17 protein-coding genes are annotated in these 17,966 nt (G+C 44.0%); 11 read left to right on the top strand and 6 right to left on the bottom strand.

The window, feature by feature from the left end; genetic code table 11:
• Positions 1 to 52: 52 nt before the first annotated feature.
• Positions 53 to 1,150 (bottom strand): M24 family metallopeptidase, encoded by a 1,098-nt coding sequence (locus TY49_RS22170; protein WP_041968064.1) that lies wholly within the window; start codon positions 1,148 to 1,150, stop codon positions 53 to 55.
• A gap of 163 nt (positions 1,151 to 1,313) precedes the next feature.
• On the opposite strand from TY49_RS22170, the gene TY49_RS22165 reads away from it, so the two are divergent.
• The 3 genes from TY49_RS22165 to TY49_RS22155 all read left to right on the top strand — a co-directional run bounded on the left by TY49_RS22165 (position 1,314) and on the right by TY49_RS22155 (position 3,867).
• Positions 1,314 to 1,994 (top strand): metal-dependent hydrolase, encoded by a 681-nt coding sequence (locus tag TY49_RS22165; protein WP_041968063.1) that lies wholly within the window; start codon positions 1,314 to 1,316, stop codon positions 1,992 to 1,994.
• Positions 1,995 to 2,100: 106 nt separating this feature from the next.
• Positions 2,101 to 2,349, top strand: coding sequence for a hypothetical protein (locus TY49_RS22160; RefSeq protein WP_041968062.1), 249 nt, complete (start codon positions 2,101 to 2,103; stop codon positions 2,347 to 2,349).
• Between the two features lie 198 nt (positions 2,350 to 2,547).
• Positions 2,548 to 3,867, top strand: a complete 1,320-nt coding sequence (locus TY49_RS22155) for a CBS domain-containing protein (protein ID WP_041968061.1) — start codon at positions 2,548 to 2,550, stop codon at positions 3,865 to 3,867.
• Between the two features lie 52 nt (positions 3,868 to 3,919).
• Here the strand turns inward: TY49_RS22155 and TY49_RS22150 are convergent, their stop codons facing one another.
• The gene (locus TY49_RS22150; protein WP_041968060.1) at positions 3,920 to 4,216 is read right to left on the bottom strand and encodes a YtpI family protein; all 297 of its coding nucleotides are present in this window, start codon (positions 4,214 to 4,216) and stop codon (positions 3,920 to 3,922) included.
• 373 nt (positions 4,217 to 4,589) lie between these two features.
• Here TY49_RS22150 and TY49_RS22145 point away from each other — a divergent pair, with 373 nt between their 5' ends.
• Positions 4,590 to 5,525, top strand: coding sequence for a DHH family phosphoesterase (locus tag TY49_RS22145; RefSeq protein ID WP_041968059.1), 936 nt, complete (start codon positions 4,590 to 4,592; stop codon positions 5,523 to 5,525).
• Between the two features lie 61 nt (positions 5,526 to 5,586).
• Here TY49_RS22145 and TY49_RS22140 read toward each other — a convergent pair whose 3' ends face one another.
• The 4 genes from TY49_RS22140 to ytrH all read right to left on the bottom strand — a co-directional run bounded on the left by TY49_RS22140 (position 5,587) and on the right by ytrH (position 7,064).
• Positions 5,587 to 5,910: a hypothetical protein gene (locus TY49_RS22140; RefSeq protein ID WP_052442267.1), complete on the bottom strand. Its 324-nt coding sequence runs from the start codon at positions 5,908 to 5,910 to the stop codon at positions 5,587 to 5,589.
• A gap of 316 nt (positions 5,911 to 6,226) precedes the next feature.
• The gene (locus TY49_RS25325) at positions 6,227 to 6,478 is read right to left on the bottom strand and encodes a sporulation membrane protein YtrI (protein ID WP_232310506.1); all 252 of its coding nucleotides are present in this window, start codon (positions 6,476 to 6,478) and stop codon (positions 6,227 to 6,229) included.
• Positions 6,450 to 6,734, bottom strand: coding sequence for a sporulation membrane protein YtrI (gene ytrI / locus TY49_RS25320; protein ID WP_232310505.1), 285 nt, complete (start codon positions 6,732 to 6,734; stop codon positions 6,450 to 6,452). The genes TY49_RS25325 and ytrI overlap by 29 nt, the downstream gene beginning before the upstream one ends.
• Positions 6,735 to 7,064 (bottom strand): sporulation membrane protein YtrH, encoded by a 330-nt coding sequence (gene ytrH / locus TY49_RS22130; protein WP_031308334.1) that lies wholly within the window; start codon positions 7,062 to 7,064, stop codon positions 6,735 to 6,737.
• A gap of 168 nt (positions 7,065 to 7,232) precedes the next feature.
• Here ytrH and dnaE point away from each other — a divergent pair, with 168 nt between their 5' ends.
• From dnaE to pyk, 7 genes are all read left to right on the top strand, one after another.
• A complete protein-coding gene (dnaE, locus tag TY49_RS22125; protein ID WP_041968058.1) occupies positions 7,233 to 10,583 on the top strand; it encodes a DNA polymerase III subunit alpha in 3,351 nt (1,116 codons plus the stop codon).
• 236 nt (positions 10,584 to 10,819) lie between these two features.
• Complete coding sequence (ystJ, locus tag TY49_RS22120) at positions 10,820 to 12,058, top strand: NADP-dependent malic enzyme (protein ID WP_041968057.1); 1,239 nt, start codon at positions 10,820 to 10,822, stop codon at positions 12,056 to 12,058.
• A 67-nt stretch (positions 12,059 to 12,125) separates the two neighbouring features.
• Positions 12,126 to 12,689, top strand: a complete 564-nt coding sequence (locus TY49_RS22115) for a FadR/GntR family transcriptional regulator (RefSeq protein ID WP_041968076.1) — start codon at positions 12,126 to 12,128, stop codon at positions 12,687 to 12,689.
• A 174-nt stretch (positions 12,690 to 12,863) separates the two neighbouring features.
• Positions 12,864 to 13,742, top strand: coding sequence for an acetyl-CoA carboxylase, carboxyltransferase subunit beta (accD, locus tag TY49_RS22110; protein WP_041968056.1), 879 nt, complete (start codon positions 12,864 to 12,866; stop codon positions 13,740 to 13,742).
• Positions 13,727 to 14,704, top strand: a complete 978-nt coding sequence (gene accA, locus TY49_RS22105; RefSeq protein ID WP_041968055.1) for an acetyl-CoA carboxylase carboxyl transferase subunit alpha — start codon at positions 13,727 to 13,729, stop codon at positions 14,702 to 14,704. Before accD ends, accA begins: the two co-directional genes overlap by 16 nt.
• Before the next feature lie 298 nt (positions 14,705 to 15,002).
• Complete coding sequence (gene pfkA / locus TY49_RS22100) at positions 15,003 to 15,962, top strand: 6-phosphofructokinase (protein WP_041968054.1); 960 nt, start codon at positions 15,003 to 15,005, stop codon at positions 15,960 to 15,962.
• Between the two features lie 32 nt (positions 15,963 to 15,994).
• On the top strand, positions 15,995 to 17,755 hold the full coding sequence (gene pyk / locus TY49_RS22095; RefSeq protein WP_041968053.1) for a pyruvate kinase: 1,761 nt from the start codon (positions 15,995 to 15,997) through the stop codon (positions 17,753 to 17,755).
• Positions 17,756 to 17,966: the final 211 nt, after the last annotated feature.

Raw genomic sequence — 17,966 nt, 5'->3', positions numbered from 1 at the left:
TTTTACCAAAAAACCGCCTGGATCCGGGATCGCAGGCGGTTCTGGATTTATTTTACGATACAAAAACCAATTCTTTAGGGAATTTCGTTAAAATTTCGATTCCGTCCTCGGTAATGACGACATCGTCTTCAATTCTCACGCCGGCTACGCCTGGTACATAAATTCCCGGTTCAGCAGTGAACACCATTCCTTTTTCCATTAATAATGGATTCGTGCTTGTTAATGAAGGATACTCGTGGACGCTGACACCTAGTCCGTGTCCGAGGCGGTGAGGGAAGTAGTCTCCGTATCCAGCTTCTTCAATCACATGTCGTGCTGCAAGGTCGACCTCTAAGCATGCAACACCAGCGCGAGCAGTATCAAGTGCTTTGAGCTGAGCTTTTAAAACGGTATTATAAATTTCTTCCTGCTGTTTGTTGATCTCACCATAAGCAACGGTCCTTGTGATGTCTGAGCAGTAGCCATCCATCACAACGCCAAGGTCGAACAAGACGAGGTCGCCCTTTTTGATCTTTGTCAGCCCTGGTGTGCCATGTGGAGCTGCTGCATTTTTACCAGTAAGAACCATCGTTGAAAATGACATCTCCGTTACGCCTTTTTTCTTCAATTCATATTCAATCGCTGCTAGTACCTCAAGCTCGGTTTTGCCTTCCTGGATTTCATTCACTCCTGTCTGGATGGCAAAATCAGCTAGCTCACACGCTTTTCTCAATTTCTGCAATTCCTCTTCGGTTTTTACCATGCGCATGAGGCGCAGTTTTTCTTCAGCCGAAACAAATTCAGTACCACCAAAAAGGCCAGCCATTTTTTCATAGCGTTCAACATTCAATTGTTCCTTCTCAATTGCAGTTTTCTTAATGGAAGAAACACGCTTTTTAATACCATTGTAAGCAAGCTCCATAGAATCATCCGTGTCACTGTAGCCGATGATTTCAAGATTCCAGCCAGCGTTTTTGGCATTTTCCTTATCCATCGCCGGGCAAATCATGAATGGCTCGGCATCCTGGAAAACGGCAACAGCCAGCAGCCTTTCGTGTGGATCGCTTAAAAATCCGCTCAGGTAAAATACATTGTCAGGGGATGTAACGAAGGTGACATCTACACCGTTGTCCTTCATCCAACCTGATAATGCAGCCAATCTTTCCGTCATAGAAATTCCTCCTCTGATATGTACATCACACTATGAGAGTAGCAATTCAGGAGTGAAAAGTAAAACTTTTATCAACCAGATTCTGTGGGTATACAGAAAAAGGAAGCAGGAGATAGGCAAGTAACGTTGAAATATCTAATGAATGATTGAAAGGAGCGATCATATGATAGTATCTTATCACGGCCATTCTGTTGTTAAAATTGAAACAAAAGGGAAGACCATCCTGATTGACCCATTCATCACCGGTAATGACCTTACTGATTTGAAGGTGGAGGATGTGAAGCCGGATGTAATCATTCTCACCCATGCCCACGGGGACCATCTTGGGGATACGGTGGAGCTGGCTAAAAAGCATGGTGCTCTTGTAATCGCCAACTTCGAAGTTGCTACATACTTAAGCTGGAAAGGCTTGAACACACACGGCATGTCCATTGGCGGCGCTTATGAATTTGATTTTGGCAAAGTGAAAATGACTCAGGCATTCCATGGTACAGGCATGATGACTGAAAACAATGAAATCATTTATGGCGGAATGCCTGCTGGTATCCTGTTCATGGCAGAAGGGAAGACAGTGTTCCATGCGGGTGATACAGGCTTATTTTCCGACATGAAGCTGATTGGGGAAAGACATCCAATTGACCTGGCATTCCTGCCAATCGGCGATAATTTTACGATGGGACCGGAGGATGCGGCATTGGCGGCAGAATTCCTGAATGCAAAGGAAGTCGTGCCGATTCACTTCAATACATTCCCGCCAATCAAGCAGGATCCACATGCTTTTGTAAAAATGCTTAAGAAAAACAAGGGCACCGTGCTTGAAGCTGGAGAGGCTATCGAGCTGTAACCGTGACCGAGCTGCACAAAAAGTTGTGCAGCTTTTTCTATTTACCATGCTTATTTTAGCTATGGAAGCATAGATATAAAATAAGACAACCTATAGGAGGGGGAACATGAAGAAAAACCGCTACTTGTTATACTTGCTGTTATGCGGCGTGATGCTTTACATAGGAATGCCGGAGCTAAACTTCCAGCTTGGAGGTAAAGAAGCTTTGTTCGCCAGTTCATGGCTATTCCTTGCATTGCTCGTCTTTGCAGGAAATCTGGCAGCCTTTTTATACACTCCAAAAAAGCGCGCCCGGACAGCCAGCAGAAAAATGGAATCAAACCTGAAAAGAAAATCACGCGTTTATACTGGCTGAGTAGATCAGCCAGTTTTTATTTTTTATAGGATATGAAAGCGAAGCGCCTGGTACGAAAATCAACAGACTCATTTATAAGCGCTTATTACGAAGGGAATTTCTCACACCCTAATTAAATTGAATCCAACCATTTAAAACCTTATAATGATAATGGATAGAACTACTTTGTACGGAAAATTATTAAAAAGGGTGAAAGTCTTGGCAACTAAGCATGAACAAATACTTCAATATATAGATGAATTGCCAATAGGAGAAAAGATATCGGTACGCCAAATCGCCAAGGCGCTTAACGTAAGCGAAGGAACTGCATACAGAGCAATTAAGGATGCTGAGAATAAAGGGTATGTTAGCACGATCGAACGTGTCGGCACCATCAGGATAGAACGAAAAAAGAAAGAGAACATTGAAAAACTTACTTTTGCCGAAGTTGTCAATATAGTCGATGGGCAAGTGCTGGGCGGCCGCGCCGGACTTCATAAAACATTGAATAAATTCGTAATCGGTGCGATGAAGCTGGAGGCGATGATGCGTTATACAGGAGCAGGCAACCTGCTGATCGTCGGGAACCGCGACAAAGCTCATGAGCAAGCGTTAAGGGCAGGGGCGGCTGTTTTAGTCACCGGGGGCTTCGATGCCGAAGACCATGTAAAAAAGCTGGCAGATGAGCTGCAGCTGCCAATTATTTCGAGCAGTTATGATACTTTTACAGTTGCGACCATGATCAACCGTGCGATTTATGATCAATTGATCAAAAAGGAAATCATCCTTGTCGAGGATATCCTGACGCCAGTATCGGAAACGATCTTCCTCAAGTCTAATGACCGTGTGTCGGATTGGTACCGTCATAAGGATGAAACACTGCATAGCCGCTTCCCGGTAGTGGACCAGAATATGAAAGTAATCGGAATGATCACATCGAAGGACGTTATGGGGAACGAACAGGATATATTGATCGAGAAAATCATGACAAAGACCCCGATGACCGTAAGCGGATCTACGAGTGTCGCTTCAGCTGCCCACATGATGGTATGGGAAGGCATTGAAGTACTGCCGGTTGTGGATGATGCCAACAGGCTTCAGGGTATTGTCACCAGACAGGATGTATTGAAGGCCCTTCAAATGATCCAGCGCCAGCCGCAAGTAGGGGAGACGCTGGATGATACGGTTACAAATCAGCTAGTCCTGGCAAAAGGGAAAACAAAGGATGATGACATTTTCCGCTGCCAGGTGACTCCGCAGATGACGAACCACCTTGGGACGATTTCATATGGAGTGTTTACTACAATCGTGACAGAAGCTGCGAACCGTGTGCTTCGGGGATATAAAAAAGGTGATCTGGTTGTCGAGAATATGACGATCTATTTTATAAAGCCTGTGCAGATTGACAGTGTCATAGATATTTATCCGAAGGTTCTCGAGGTAGGTAGGAAGTTCGGGAAGGTCGATATCGAAGCCTTCAATGATGGAGTTCTCGTTGGGAAAGCCATGATGATGTGCCAGCTTATTGACAGGCACTAATTGATTGATAGGTAAAGAAAGCCGATCCTTAACCGGATCGGCTTTATTGTGCTTAATTTTCCTGTGCTTCCTTAGCAGCGTGTGGAAGATAGAATTTATACGCTTTAATCCCACTCCATACGCTCAACAAACCAATAACAATGAATATAGCACCCACAATATATGTGACAGTTGTCTGGAAAAGGAACAGTTGATTGATGCCGAACAGTGCAACGAACAATCCGAGTGCGATGCTGGACTTGGCTGAGAGCCATTTTCGCTCAGCAGGCCGCTTGCTGCGAACATATTTAATCTTGTAAAAGATATAAAAAGCAAATGATAGGACGATTAGTAGTACAAAAATAGGCATTGCATTTCCTCCACATTCAGAATCACTTCTATTTTAACGTTAATTTAGGGAGAATGCCATACAGTTTGTGTTGCATTGGCCAATACATAGATTGAAATGCTTTGAAAGGAAATGTGGGATAGAGTTTATTCGCAATCATCCATGGGGGAATCGTGAAAAAATAGAATTATTTTCAAAAATAATAATTTTATTCGTAAAAAATGGATTTATTAGTAAAAAATGGATTTATTCGTAAAACTACTGGTTTTATTCGCAAACTGGAAAAAAACGCGCTTTTTTTCCAGCTAAACACTCCCGCAAAATGTCTTCCTGCTTTTCTTTTCCAAAAAATATGTTCATAATTAAGATATGAAAAAGGTGAAGGAGCATTTTAATGAAAGAGCAAATACTTGAAGCTATTGAAAATTATGAAACAATCATTATCCATCGCCATGTGAGACCCGATCCTGATGCTTACGGTTCACAGGGAGGGCTGGCTGAAATCCTGAAGGCTTCCTATCCTGAAAAGAATATTTACACTGTAGGGGTAGAGGAGCCATCGCTTCATTACCTGAGAAGGCTTGATTCGATCTCTGACAATATTTTTAAAGGAGCGCTGGTCATTGTATGTGACACAGCGAACGCTGAGCGGATTTGTGACGAGCGTTATCGTTTAGGGGAGCAGCTTGTGAAGATTGATCATCATCCAAATGAAGATCCTTATGGAGACCTTCAGTGGGTTGATACTTCTGCTAGCTCGACTAGTGAAATGATTTATGAGTTTTACCTTACTTTCAAGGATAAGGGCCTGAAGATGTCTGACGAGGCAGCCAGATTGCTGTATGCCGGAATTGTTGGCGATACTGGCCGATTCCTATATCCAAGCACGACCAATAAAACATTTGCCTACGCGGGAGAATTAATCCACTATAACTTCTCGCGCACAGAGCTTTATGACAAAATGTATGAACTGGCACCGAATGTGGTGAAGTTGAATGGATACATCCTCCAGAACTTTGAGCTGCTGGAAAATGGTGCGGCCAAGGTTGTCATGAAACGCGAATTGCTTGATCAGTATTCCGTCAAGCCATCTGAAGCATCATTGCTTGTGAGTGAATTGGGGAATGTCAGAGGGATCAAGGCGTGGGTATTCTTCATTGAGGAAGAAGATCAAATCAGGGTACGCCTTCGTTCCAAAGGACCTGTGATCAACACGATCGCCAGGAATTACAATGGCGGCGGCCATCCACTGGCCGCAGGTGCATCCATATATTCATGGGATGATGTCGATAAAGTTCTCGCTGATCTCATTCAAGCCTGCAAGGAATAACAACTCCATTAGCAAAAAGCAAGGTGCGTTTCAATACTGAAACGCACCTTGCTACTATCATTTATCTATTATTAAAATAGACATTTAATGCATCCGCGATTTCCGCATTCGAACCATCTGTCTTGATCTTGTAGTGGTCACCGTCAAGGGAAGCCGTAAAATCACTGACTCCTTGCTGTTTTAAGAAGTCATCAATGTCAGATAGATTCTCACCTTGACTTTTAAGGCTTTTTTGACCAACAAAATCATCATTCACGTATACATCATACTGGTCCTCATTTAACTTCACTTGGTTTTCACTGTTAAGATTGTTCATGGCGTAAGCAGGGAATAAACCTCCGCCAACACCGCTGCCGCTATTGCCTGCTCCGTTGTTAAAACTCATCTGAATCCCTCCAGTCGATATCTTCGAATTTCTTTTATATTTCCCGGTTTTATCAGGCGTCACACAAACTGATAACAACTGGAGGGAATTACCTTTATTTACTGGCCGGATTGAGACAACTCCAGTGAGTTTAACTCTATAGCTGTAAAAATAAAATCAAGACAGCTATATTGTGAAAGCCTCCAAAGCTGTCAAAATAAAGCCGGAATCGTGACAGCTTTCGTGCGGTACCTATCAAAGCTGTCAAAATAAAGCCAGAATCCTGACAGCTTTCCGAGGTCCTCCACCAATTTTTGCACCAACACCAACAGCCAAATCAATCAAGACTAATCTCCACCTGAATGCTGACAGAAGTATAGATGACCATTGATTTGATTTTCAGTTTATAACGCTTGTCATTCACTTTGATGGATTTGTTTTCAATCACTCTGGTGATCAAATCCCTGCTCTTGAAAACCGAATCCAGATCCTTGGCAAGAAGCATGTTCAGCTGCCCTTTGGTTTCCTCCTCGATCTCATAGATGCTGAGTGTATCAAGATTATTTTTTATATTTTTGGTCGTTAACAATCTTCACTTTAATCTCCTGGACGGTCAGTCTTTCCTGATTTTTTTTATTTAATTCCGCGTAATCATCCATCCAGATTTGAATATCACTTTTTAATTCAGCAATCTCATCTTTTTGTTCATGTATGGTCTTCGCATTTTTTTCCAGGGATACACCGTTGATATATAGGAACACACACCAGCTCAAGACAGCGCCTATAGCCATACCTGAAAAAAATCTCTGCCATTCAGGCCTGCGGTAATAAGGGGGGATTCTCATTTATACATGCTCCTGCGTCAGCCAGTTGATCAGAAGTGCGCCAGTCTGCGCACCACCCATGGCTGTGAGTATCAACAAGAATTGCTTGAAGATATCCTTTGTTTCACCGTTTAAAAGCCCCCGTTCAAAGCTGTAGACGGTATCAAAGGTACCGCCAATGGCAGCAATGATGGCCCATATCCGGATGGAACTTGAGAACCGGGCAATTTCCGTCATTAAAGGCTGCCCTGTCAAAAATGCGGCCAATCCGCCAATCAGCGAGCCGCCAAGCAATACACCAAGCGCGATAAAATAGGCTTCGAATAGATGGGAAGCAAATGGCTGATTCACATAAAACACCCTCAGTAAATGGTAGATTTTTCCTCGTAGTTCATCATATGGACAATCTGCATTTAATATGTTTAAACTTCCTTGAACAAATGAGAACATATTTTCTTTTTTTGCCTTAAAAGCCTATAATGAAAGAAGATGAACCTAACCTTTAAGGGTGTGAGAGAAATGCCATTTATTCACCTTCATGTCTATAGTGCATACAGCCTGCTCACGAGTACGGCAACAATAGAGCAGCTAGTCCGAGATGCCAGGGCAAAAGGATTTTCCGCACTCGCACTGACGGACCGCAATGTAATGTACGGAAGTGTCGCATTTTATAAAGAATGCCTGAGGAACTCGGTCAAACCACTGCTCGGCCTGACTGTTGACGTAGTCAGCCCCACTCGGGAACATGAATCCTTCCCGATTGTGCTGCTTGCGAAAAACAATGAAGGATTCCAGAACCTGATCAAGATTTCCAGTGCTGTACAGACGAAATCACCTGAGGGAATACCGGTGAAATGGCTTAAGCATTACGCTTCAGGCCTATTTGCGATAACTCCGGGAACCCAGGGAGAAATAGAATATTATTTAACAAACGGTGAAAGAGAGGAAGCCATAAAGACTGTGGATCTATACAAGCAGATTTTTGGCAGGGATAACTTTTACTTATCAATTCAGGACCAGGGCCTACCGGGGCAAAAGGAATTAGTCGGTCAGCTGGCAAGGTTGGGCAGTGAAACCAGCACTCCACTGGCTGCTTCCAACCAGGTGCATTATCTGGAAAAAGAAGATTCATTTGCTCAGGAGTGCCTTCTGGCAATCAGGAATGGTGAGAAACTCCAGGATGATGATCGTGAAAAACTGGGCAGCAGCGAATTTTACCTAAAGCCAGCAAAAGAAATGGGCGAGCTGTTCTCAGAGTATCCTGAAGCATTGGAGAATACGCTGAAAATAGCGGAGAACTGTAATGTCATGCTTGACTTTGAAACAAGGCATCTGCCAAAGTATCCTGTCGCCCCTGGGAAAAATGCAGATGGAATGCTCGAAGAACTGTGCTTTCAGGGGCTTGAAAAGCGGTACGGAAATCCGTCCCAAAAGCATATCGACAGGCTGAAATATGAGCTGTCAGTCATTAAAAAAATGAACTTCAGCGATTACTTCCTGATTGTCTGGGATTTCATAAAATACTCGAGGGAAAGAGAAATCCTCATCGGACCGGGGCGTGGTTCTGCTGCTGGGTCAATTGTTTCCTATGTATTGTACATAACCGATGCCGATCCGATTGAACATAATCTTCTCTTTGAGAGGTTCTTGAATCCAGAACGAATTTCGATGCCTGATATCGATATCGACTTCCCTGATGACCGCAGGGATGAGGTGATCGAATATGTCGCCTCCAAATATGGTGAGCTTCATGTAGCACAGATTGCCACTTTTGGAACACTCGCTGCGAAGGCATCAGTAAGGGATGTTGGCCGCGTTTTCGGCTTGAACGCGAAGGAGCTTGACCGGCTTTCAAGGCTCGTTCCATCGAAACTCGGCATCACTCTAAAAGATGCAATTAAGGAGTCTGCTGGTTTAAGGGATTTTATTGAAGAATCCTCCAAGAATAAGAGAATCCTTGAAACAGCAATCAAGCTGGAAGGTTTGCCGCGGCATACCTCGACACACGCTGCAGGTGTTGTCATCAGCGAACAGCCACTTACAAATGTTGTGCCGATCCAATCCGGTCAGTCAAAAGTGTTCCTGACCCAATATTCAATGGACCACCTTGAAGAAATAGGTCTATTGAAGATGGACTTCCTTGGATTAAGGAATCTGACATTAATAGATTCAATCCTTCACTCCATCCAGCAAAAAACCAGGCGCAAGCTGGACATTCACGATATCCCGGTTGAAGATAAAGAAACATTCGAGATGCTTGGAAGGGGAGAGACGACTGGTATATTCCAGCTGGAATCCGATGGGATGAGAAAAGTACTGATGAGGCTCGTACCGACAAGGTTTGAAGATATTGTCGCAGTCAATGCGCTTTATCGTCCAGGCCCAATGGAAAATATCCCGTTGTTCATAGACCGCAAGCACGGAAGGCAGCCTATAGACTATTACCATAAAGACCTTGAACCGATTCTTGGGGATACATACGGGGTCATCGTCTACCAGGAGCAAATTATGCAAATTGCATCACAGATGGCGGGATTTTCGTTAGGTGAAGCGGACTTGCTGAGGAGAGCTGTATCAAAGAAGAAGAAGGAAGTTCTTGACCAGGAACGTGAACATTTCGTGAATGGGGCTTTAAAGAAAGGATATGATACGCAAACAGCGAATCTTATCTATGATTTGATTGTCCGATTCGCTAATTATGGCTTTAACCGGAGCCATGCAGTCGCATACAGCATGATTGCCTACCAGCTGGCGTACCTTAAAGCTCATTATCCGCTCTACTTTATGGCTGCGCTGCTTACTTCGGCAATCGGAAATGATGTAAAAATCGCGCAGTATGCAAGAGAGCTGCAGCAAATGGAAATCAAGCTTCTTCCTCCCTCGATCAACAGAAGTGCTTTCAGCTTCCAGCCAGAAGGGAACGCAGTCCGGTACAGCCTTGCAGGAATCAAAGGAGTAGGCATCGCCTCTCTCAAGGAAATATTCCAGGTGAGAAGAAACCAGCCATTTAAGGATATATTCGATTTTTGTATCCGGGTGCCTCAAAAAACAGCCACAAGGAAAGTGCTCGAAGCGTTGATTTATTCAGGTGCTTTCGATGAATTCGGCCATGATCGCGCTGTTCTTTTAGCAACGATTGATGTCGCGACGGAACACGCACAGCTGGTGGCTCCCGATGACTCGGGACAGATTGATATGTTCGCTGAAGCAGAGTTTTCCCTGAAGCCAAAGTATACCCAGGTCGACCCGATGAGGATCGAGGACAAGCTCAGCCTCGAAAAGGATGTTCTCGGAGTCTATTTATCCAAGCATCCCGCTTCTATTTACGAACAGGAATTCAAGGCAGCAGGTGTTAAAAAGATTGCCTCTAAATCTCCGGGAAGCAAAGTAAGGCTTGGTGTCTATATCACTGGAGAAAAGAAAATACGGACGAAAAAAGGTGAAGCAATGTCTTTCCTCACTATTAGCGATGCAAGCGGGGAAACAGATGCTGTCGTATTCCCATCTGTATATAAGCAGTATGGACATGTGTTAGGCCAGGGAAAAATGGCGCTGCTGGAAGGAAAGTTCGATGAACGTGATGGGAAGAGCCAATTTATCGTGCAACAAGTGCTCGACCTTGAAAAAGAAGGAGACCAAAAACCGGTTCTATATTTGCGGATTGCTAAAGGAACGGACAGTGCTGGCAAGATGAATGAACTCAAAGCTTTATTGAAAAAACATCATGGCGCTGTACCGGTAATAGTGTATAACGAAGAAACCGAGAAATCACTTCTGCTGCCAGGAGAGTTCAGCATTAATGCAGAACGTGGAAGTATGGGAGAATTGAAGAAGGTATTGGGTGACAATAATGTCGTCCTGAAGAATTAGTTCTTTACAAGTATAATAGATGTGTTATATTGGAAAAGGATATGTGTGGTCAGACCACTGTAGTAGGCAAACTTTTTTTATAATCAGGTATTTTTTCGCAAATAATTGTCGTTTCTGGAAGATATGCTGTCTTCATCATTCTCGCCGTTTATCAAGCTGTTTCATAGCCGGAAATGAGCAAGACTAAAGTGCCAATTTTTGGCGAAGAAAGCCTATAACTAAGGAGTGGACCTGAGTTGACTTTACGTGAAGAAGCTTTGCACATGCACCGTGTAAACAAAGGGAAATTAGAGTCAAAATCAAAAGTACCTGTAAGGAATGCAAGAGATTTGAGTCTTGCTTATTCTCCGGGTGTGGCGGAGCCTTGCAAGGAAATATATGATAAGCCCGAGACCGTTTATGATTATACAATGAAAGGCAATATGGTAGCCGTTGTCTCTGATGGCACAGCAGTTTTGGGCCTTGGAAATATCGGTCCTGAAGCCGCGCTTCCAGTAATGGAAGGTAAAGCTGTTCTTTTCAAGAGCTTTGCTGGCGTCGATGCCTTTCCAATCTGTTTGAATACAACGGATGTAGATAAAATTGTCGAGACTGTAAAACTGCTTGAGCCGACATTCGGTGGAGTCAACTTGGAGGACATCGCTGCGCCAAACTGCTTCGCTGTGGAAGAACGTTTGAAAAAGGAAACGAATATTCCAGTATTCCACGATGATCAGCACGGAACTGCAATTGTAACAGTGGCAGGTCTCGTGAACGCGCTGAAAATTGTCGGCAAAAAAATGAACGAAATTAAAGTGGTCGCAAACGGAGCAGGAGCTGCGGGAATTGCAATCATTAAGCTTCTATATTCATACGGAGTCCGTGACATCATCATGTGTGACACAAAGGGTGCGATCTACGAAGGACGCCCTAATGGGATGAATGCAATCAAGGACGAAGTGGCTAAATTCACCAACCGTGACAACGTTGAGGGATCCCTAGCGGATGCTATTAAAGGCGCGGATGTATTTATCGGAGTATCCGTCGCTGGAGCATTGACTTCTGAAATGGTTCAATCGATGAATAACGATCCAATTATTTTTGCGATGGCAAATCCAGTGCCGGAAATCATGCCAGAGGAAGCAAAGGCAGCAGGAGCGGCAGTAATTGGTACAGGCCGATCCGACTTCCCTAACCAGGTGAACAATGTACTTGCATTCCCTGGAATTTTCCGCGGTGCATTGGATGCCAGGGCTACCCATATCAATGAAAAGATGAAGGTAGCTGCTGTAGACGCAATCGCTAGCCTGATCGAGGAATCCGAGCTTTCGAGTGATTACGTCATCCCGGGTCCATTTGACCCGCGTGTAGCTCCTGCTGTTGCGGCGGCTGTAGCGAATGCAGCGATGGAAACGGGAGTCGCGCGCATTAAAGTGGATCCGGAAGAAGTTAAAGAGCGCACCAAGCGTCTAGCATTGATTGGAAAAGGTGAGTGATCTCTTAGTGGCACAGCCTGAAAAAAACACAAAAGTATATGTGGAAATCGTCAGGCAGCTAAGGGAAATGATTAATAAAGACGGCTTAAAGCCAGGAGATAAAATCCCATCCGAACGTGAACTTTCAGAGCGCTTGAATGCCGGGCGCTCCTCCGTTCGCGAGGCATTGCGTGCCCTCGAGCTTCTCGGTTTGATCGAGACGAGAAGAGGAGAAGGAACGTTTATCAGGGACTTCCGCGGCAACCAGCTTGTCCAATTATTAAGCACCTTTATCCTGCAGGATGAAAAAGCTAAAGATGATGTAGTAGAAACAAAAAATATGATTGAGGTCGATTGTCTTTATCTTGCGGCTGAAAAGTTTAAGGAAGACGAAATCAAAAGATTAAAGGTCTGGATAGATGACCATAATTTTGAGGACGAGGAATTTTTCAGGAAAATTGCCGAACAGGCTGACAATCATCTTTTTTATCGTATCTGGTATATATTGAATGATTATTATGATGCACTTCAGCTGAAAGTATCGCCCGCTGAAAAAGCTGATTATCACAAACTGGTAGACTCGCTTGAAACAAAAAGAGGAGACCTGATCCTCGAAAGGTATCGCATGCTGCGGAAAATGTCGACAGAGTGACGACATGAAGTAACATCTTTTGTAGAAAGGATGTTATATACTTGTGGACATGCCTATGATGCTTGGAGGGCAGCCTCTCTTTCTTTTTTGAAATAGTGGTCTGGCCACTTAGTTCTTTGTTACTAAATTTAGGATATTACAAAATAACTAGCATTATTCGGAGGGGGTTATAACTTGCTTAAGGAACTTTTTACGAAAACGAAAAAGAAAAAGTACGCAACAATTCCTTCTGAAGCTGCAAAGCAGGATGTTCCTGAAGGAATCATGACGAAATGCCCGAACTGCAAGAAAATCATGTATACGAAAGAACTGAATAAAAATTGCAAAGTATGTTTCCAGTGCGGTTACCACCATCAAATGAATTCAGCAGAGCGAATCAACAGCTTCCTCGATGCCGGAAGTTTCCGCGAGCTGGACCGTGAGATGATTTCAGGCAATCCATTAGGATTTCCAGGATATGAGGAAAAGCTCGAAAAGGACCGGGAAAAAACAGGATTAAATGAAGCGGTAGTTACCGGATTAGGCAGTGTGAATGGACTTGATGTCGCTATAGCGATTATGGATGCGACTTTCAGGATGGGAAGCATGGGTTCCGTCGTAGGTGAAAAGATTACGAGGGCGATTGAAAAAGCTGATGAATTATCGGTACCATTTATTATTTTTACCGCATCGGGTGGAGCCAGAATGCAAGAAGGTGTTTTGAGTTTGATGCAAATGGCGAAAACAAGCGTCGCATTGAAAAGGTTCAGTGATAATGGCGGGTTGATCATCTCAATTATGACTCACCCGACAACAGGCGGAGTTTCCGCGAGTTTTGCCTCGCTTGGGGACTACAATCTAGCAGAACCTGGAGCTTTGATCGGCTTCGCAGGAAGAAGGATCATTGAACAGACAATCCGCGAAGAGCTGCCGGAAGACTTCCAGACATCTGAATTCTTGCTGAAGCATGGACAGCTTGATGCTGTGATCTCGAGAACGGAATTAAAAGAAAAAATCTCAGGAATACTTGAAATCCATCAGCCAGGAGGGACTTTCGAATGGCAGGAGAACTAGAATTTGAGAAACCGGTAATGGAGCTCAGGAAAAAAATCAGTGAGCTCAAGGAATTCACACAGAATACGGATGTAGATCTTACGGCTGAAATTGATAAATTGGAAACAAGGCTGCAAAAGCTTGAATCTGAAATTTACGAGAACATGAAACCGTGGGACAGAGTGCAGATTGCCCGACATCCTAATCGTCCGACAACGCTTGAATATATCTCTTTGCTGTTTACTGACTTCTTCGAATGTCATGGTGACAGGTCATATGGGGACGATGAAGCAATTGTTGGCGGCATCGCTAAGTTCCATGGCTATCCTGTGACCGTTATCGGCCATCAGCGCGGAAAAGATACAAAGGAAAATATCCGCAGGAATTTTGGTATGCCACATCCCGAAGGTTACCGGAAGGCTTTGCGTTTGATGAAGCAGGCTGAGAAGTTTAAGCGTCCGATTATTTGTTTTATCGATACCAAGGGGGCTTACCCTGGAAAAGCGGCAGAAGAGCGTGGCCAGAGTGAGGCTATTGCCCGAAATCTATTCGAGATGGCAGGACTCACGGTTCCGGTAATTTGTGTGGTCATTGGTGAAGGCGGAAGCGGCGGAGCCCTGGCACTTGGAGTCGGCAATTACATTCATATGCTTGAGAACTCAACGTACTCTGTGATCTCGCCTGAAGGAGCAGCGGCCATTCTATGGAAAGATTCTACATTGGCGAAAAAAGCAGCCGAAACAATGAAGATTACGGCACCAGACCTTAAAGGGCTTGGAATCATAGATGAAATCATTCCGGAAGTAAAGGGCGGAGCACATAAAGATCTAAAACAGCAGGCAAAGTATATGGATAAAGTTCTAAGAGACTCAATGTCCGAACTGCTTGTTCTGGATGAAGAGACACTGCTAAGCCAGCGCTACGAAAAATATAAACAAATTGGAGAGTTTTCGTTTCCAACTGAATTTATAGGGGTAAAATAAAACGTGCGAAACAGCACGTTTTATTTTTTATTTTATAAAGTAAAAGCTTGACAACTCGGGCATGTACCTGAAAGCAGTCATTAATGCGAAGGCAGCGGGGCTAAAAATCCTATTTAAGCGCTTGCAATTACGTGATAATTCCGTCTTATTGTCAATATTGAGGATTCAGTTGAGATACGGTATTCTACGTGGTATTTTAGAAATATTCCCGGGTATTCTGTTCATAATAAGATAAGCTAATAACAGGATACTACAGTGATTAGTTTTTGGTACAGTACATACTGAATGAGGTGAAAAGATGAAAAGAATTGGTGTTTTGACGAGCGGCGGGGATTCGCCCGGCATGAATGCCGCAGTACGTGCGGTTGTTAGAAAAGCAATCTATCATGATGTAGAGGTTTATGGTGTATTTGGCGGATACGCAGGTTTGATGAGCGGAAATATTAAAAAGCTTGAGCTTGGTTCAGTTGGTGATATCATCCACCGAGGTGGAACGTTCCTTTATTCTGCGCGCAGCGAAGAATTCAAGACAAAGGAAGGCCAGCAAAAAGGAATTGAGCAATTGAATAAGCTTGGGATTGACGGTCTCGTTGTCATTGGAGGAGATGGTTCTTACAGAGGCGCAAAAGCATTGACTGAACAAGGATTTCCTTGTGTCGGTGTACCTGGAACGATTGACAATGATATCCCAGGAACTGAGTTCACAATCGGATTTGATACAGCGCTTAATACTGTCATTGATGCAATCGATAAAATCCGTGATACTGCTTCTTCACATGAAAGGACATTTGTTGTCGAAGTAATGGGACGCAACGCTGGAGATCTGGCATTATGGGCTGGTCTGGCAGGCGGTGCGGAAACTATCCTGATTCCTGAGGATCCACATGATATGAAGGACATAGCTGGCCGCCTTAAAAAAGGCCATGAACGTGGTAAAAAACACAGTATTATTGTTGTAGCAGAAGGTGTCATGAACGGTTATGATTTCGCGAAGCAATTGCAGGAAGAGACTGACTTTGATACACGTGTTACGGTCCTTGGCCATGTTCAGCGCGGAGGAACGCCTACAGCATTCGACCGCGTCCTTGCAAGCAGGCTGGGAGCACGGGCAGTAGAGCTTTTATTGGAAGGCAAAGGTGGACGTGCTGTTGGAATGGAAAAGAATCAATTAGTTGATTACGATATCATCGAAGCTTTGGCAAAAGAGCATACTGTTGACTTGAACTTATATAAATTATCGAAAGAGCTTTCTATTTAATCTCTTTACAGTAAACCAGGAGGTTGCAAGCTATGCGCAAAACAAAAATTGTTTGTACAATTGGTCCCGCAAGTGAAAGTGTAGACAAATTAGTTCAATTGATTGAAGCAGGTATGAATGTTTCCCGCCTTAATTTCTCACACGGAAATCACGAGGAACATGCAGCACGTATCAAGAATATCAGAGAAGCTGCTGAGAAAACAGGGAAGAAGGTAGGTATCCTTCTTGATACAAAAGGCCCCGAAATCCGCACGAATGATATGGAAAACGGAGCGATCGAGCTTACGACAGGCCAGGAATGCATCGTTTCCATGACAGAAATTCTAGGCACAGCTGAAAAGTTCTCTGTTACTTATGACCAATTGATTGATGATGTACATCCAGGAGCGAAAATCCTTCTTGATGACGGATTGATCGGACTGGAAGTTATCAGCATCGACAAGTCTAACAATGAGATTAAAACTAGGGTTATGAATAGCGGAACGCTTAAGAATAAAAAAGGTGTAAACGTACCAGGTGTTTCTGTTAACTTGCCAGGAATCACAGAAAAAGACGCAAAGGATATCCTATTCGGTGTTGAGCAAGGTGTAGATTTTATCGCAGCATCTTTTGTGCGCCGCGCGACAGATGTGTTGGAAATCCGCCAGCTTCTTGAAGAAAACAACGGTTCCCATATCCAGATCATCCCTAAAATTGAAAACCAGGAAGGCGTCGACAACATCAACGAAATTCTTGAAGTTTCTGATGGCCTGATGGTTGCCCGTGGAGACCTTGGTGTCGAAATTCCGGCAGAAGAAGTACCACTAGTGCAAAAAGAACTGATCAAAAAGTGCAATACACTTGGTAAGCCTGTTATTACGGCAACTCAGATGCTTGATTCCATGCAGCGCAATCCGCGTCCGACACGCGCAGAAGCAAGTGACGTAGCAAATGCAATCTTTGATGGTACAGATGCAATCATGCTTTCTGGTGAAACAGCTGCAGGACAATATCCTGTAGAAGCTGTACAGACAATGCATAATATCGCATCACGTGCAGAACAAGCACTTGATCATAAAGAACTTTTATCAGCGCGCAGTAAAGATACAGAGCACAATATTACAGATGCTATCGGACAATCGGTTGCACATACAGCGTTGAATCTTGAAGTGAACGCAATCATCACACCGACTGAAAGCGGCCATACAGCACGTATGATTTCAAAATACCGCCCGAAGGCTCCAATCATTGCAGCAACATCGAATGACCATGTTCTTCGCCGCCTGGCTCTAGTATGGGGAGTATACCCACAGCTTGGTCAAAAAGCTGAAACAACTGACGAAATGCTCGCAATCGCAGTAGAAGAAAGTGTGAACAGTGGTCTTGTTTCGCACGGTGACCTTGTCGTCATCACAGCTGGCGTACCGGTTGGAGAAGCAGGCACAACTAACCTGATGAAGATCCATGTAGTAGGCGATATCCTTGCAAAAGCTCAAGGTATCGGACGCAAGTCTGCATACGGAAGAGTAGTTGTTGCTAAGGATGCACAAGAAGCAATCAGTAAGGTAAAACAAGGCAGCATCCTTGTAACAATCGGCTCAGACCGCGAAATGGTCCCGGCGCTTGAGAAGTGCAGCGCCTTGATTACAGAAGAAGGCGGTTTGACAAGCCATGCGGCAGTAGTCGGATTGAACCTTGGAATCCCAGTCATAGTTGGCGTTGAAAACGCAATGAAGCTATTTGAAGATGGCCAGGAGATTACGGTAGACTCAGCAAGAGGCGTCATCTATAAAGGACATGCAAGTGTCTTATAATAAAAGATAAATTTCGAAATTGGCGTGAAATCATATGATTTCACGCTTTTATTTCTTGTTCAGACAGCTATAGGAAATGAGGGAAAGTTGTCCGAAGTCACCCCAAGTTCGGACAAAAGCCCGAGTGGTCTTGCTGGAAATGTCCGAAGTCACCCCGTGTTCGGAGAAAACATCGAGTGGTCTTGCTGGAAATGTCCGAAGTCACCCTATG

The sequence above is a fragment of the Mesobacillus selenatarsenatis SF-1 genome (assembly GCF_000813125.1).
GTDB lineage: Bacteria > Bacillota > Bacilli > Bacillales > Cytobacillaceae > Mesobacillus > Mesobacillus selenatarsenatis.
The sequence above is the reverse complement of the archived record's forward strand: the minus strand, read 5'-3'. Positions and strand labels throughout refer to the sequence as shown.

Excerpts from the sequence above, each read along its gene's own strand:
- TY49_RS22170 (WP_041968064.1), bottom strand. The coding sequence starts at position 1,150 with ATGACGGAAAGATTGGCTGCATTATCAGGTTGGATGAAGGACAACGGT.
- TY49_RS22165 (WP_041968063.1), top strand. The coding sequence starts at position 1,314 with ATGATAGTATCTTATCACGGCCATTCTGTTGTTAAAATTGAAACAAAA.
- TY49_RS22160 (WP_041968062.1), top strand. The coding sequence starts at position 2,101 with ATGAAGAAAAACCGCTACTTGTTATACTTGCTGTTATGCGGCGTGATG.
- TY49_RS22150 (WP_041968060.1), bottom strand. The coding sequence starts at position 4,216 with ATGCCTATTTTTGTACTACTAATCGTCCTATCATTTGCTTTTTATATC.
- TY49_RS22145 (WP_041968059.1), top strand. The coding sequence starts at position 4,590 with ATGAAAGAGCAAATACTTGAAGCTATTGAAAATTATGAAACAATCATT.
- TY49_RS22140 (WP_052442267.1), bottom strand. The coding sequence starts at position 5,910 with ATGAGTTTTAACAACGGAGCAGGCAATAGCGGCAGCGGTGTTGGCGGA.
- ytrI (WP_232310505.1), bottom strand. The coding sequence starts at position 6,734 with ATGAGAATCCCCCCTTATTACCGCAGGCCTGAATGGCAGAGATTTTTT.
- dnaE (WP_041968058.1), top strand. The coding sequence starts at position 7,233 with ATGCCATTTATTCACCTTCATGTCTATAGTGCATACAGCCTGCTCACG.
- TY49_RS22115 (WP_041968076.1), top strand. The coding sequence starts at position 12,126 with ATGATTAATAAAGACGGCTTAAAGCCAGGAGATAAAATCCCATCCGAA.
- accA (WP_041968055.1), top strand. The coding sequence starts at position 13,727 with ATGGCAGGAGAACTAGAATTTGAGAAACCGGTAATGGAGCTCAGGAAA.
- pfkA (WP_041968054.1), top strand. The coding sequence starts at position 15,003 with ATGAAAAGAATTGGTGTTTTGACGAGCGGCGGGGATTCGCCCGGCATG.
- pyk (WP_041968053.1), top strand. The coding sequence starts at position 15,995 with ATGCGCAAAACAAAAATTGTTTGTACAATTGGTCCCGCAAGTGAAAGT.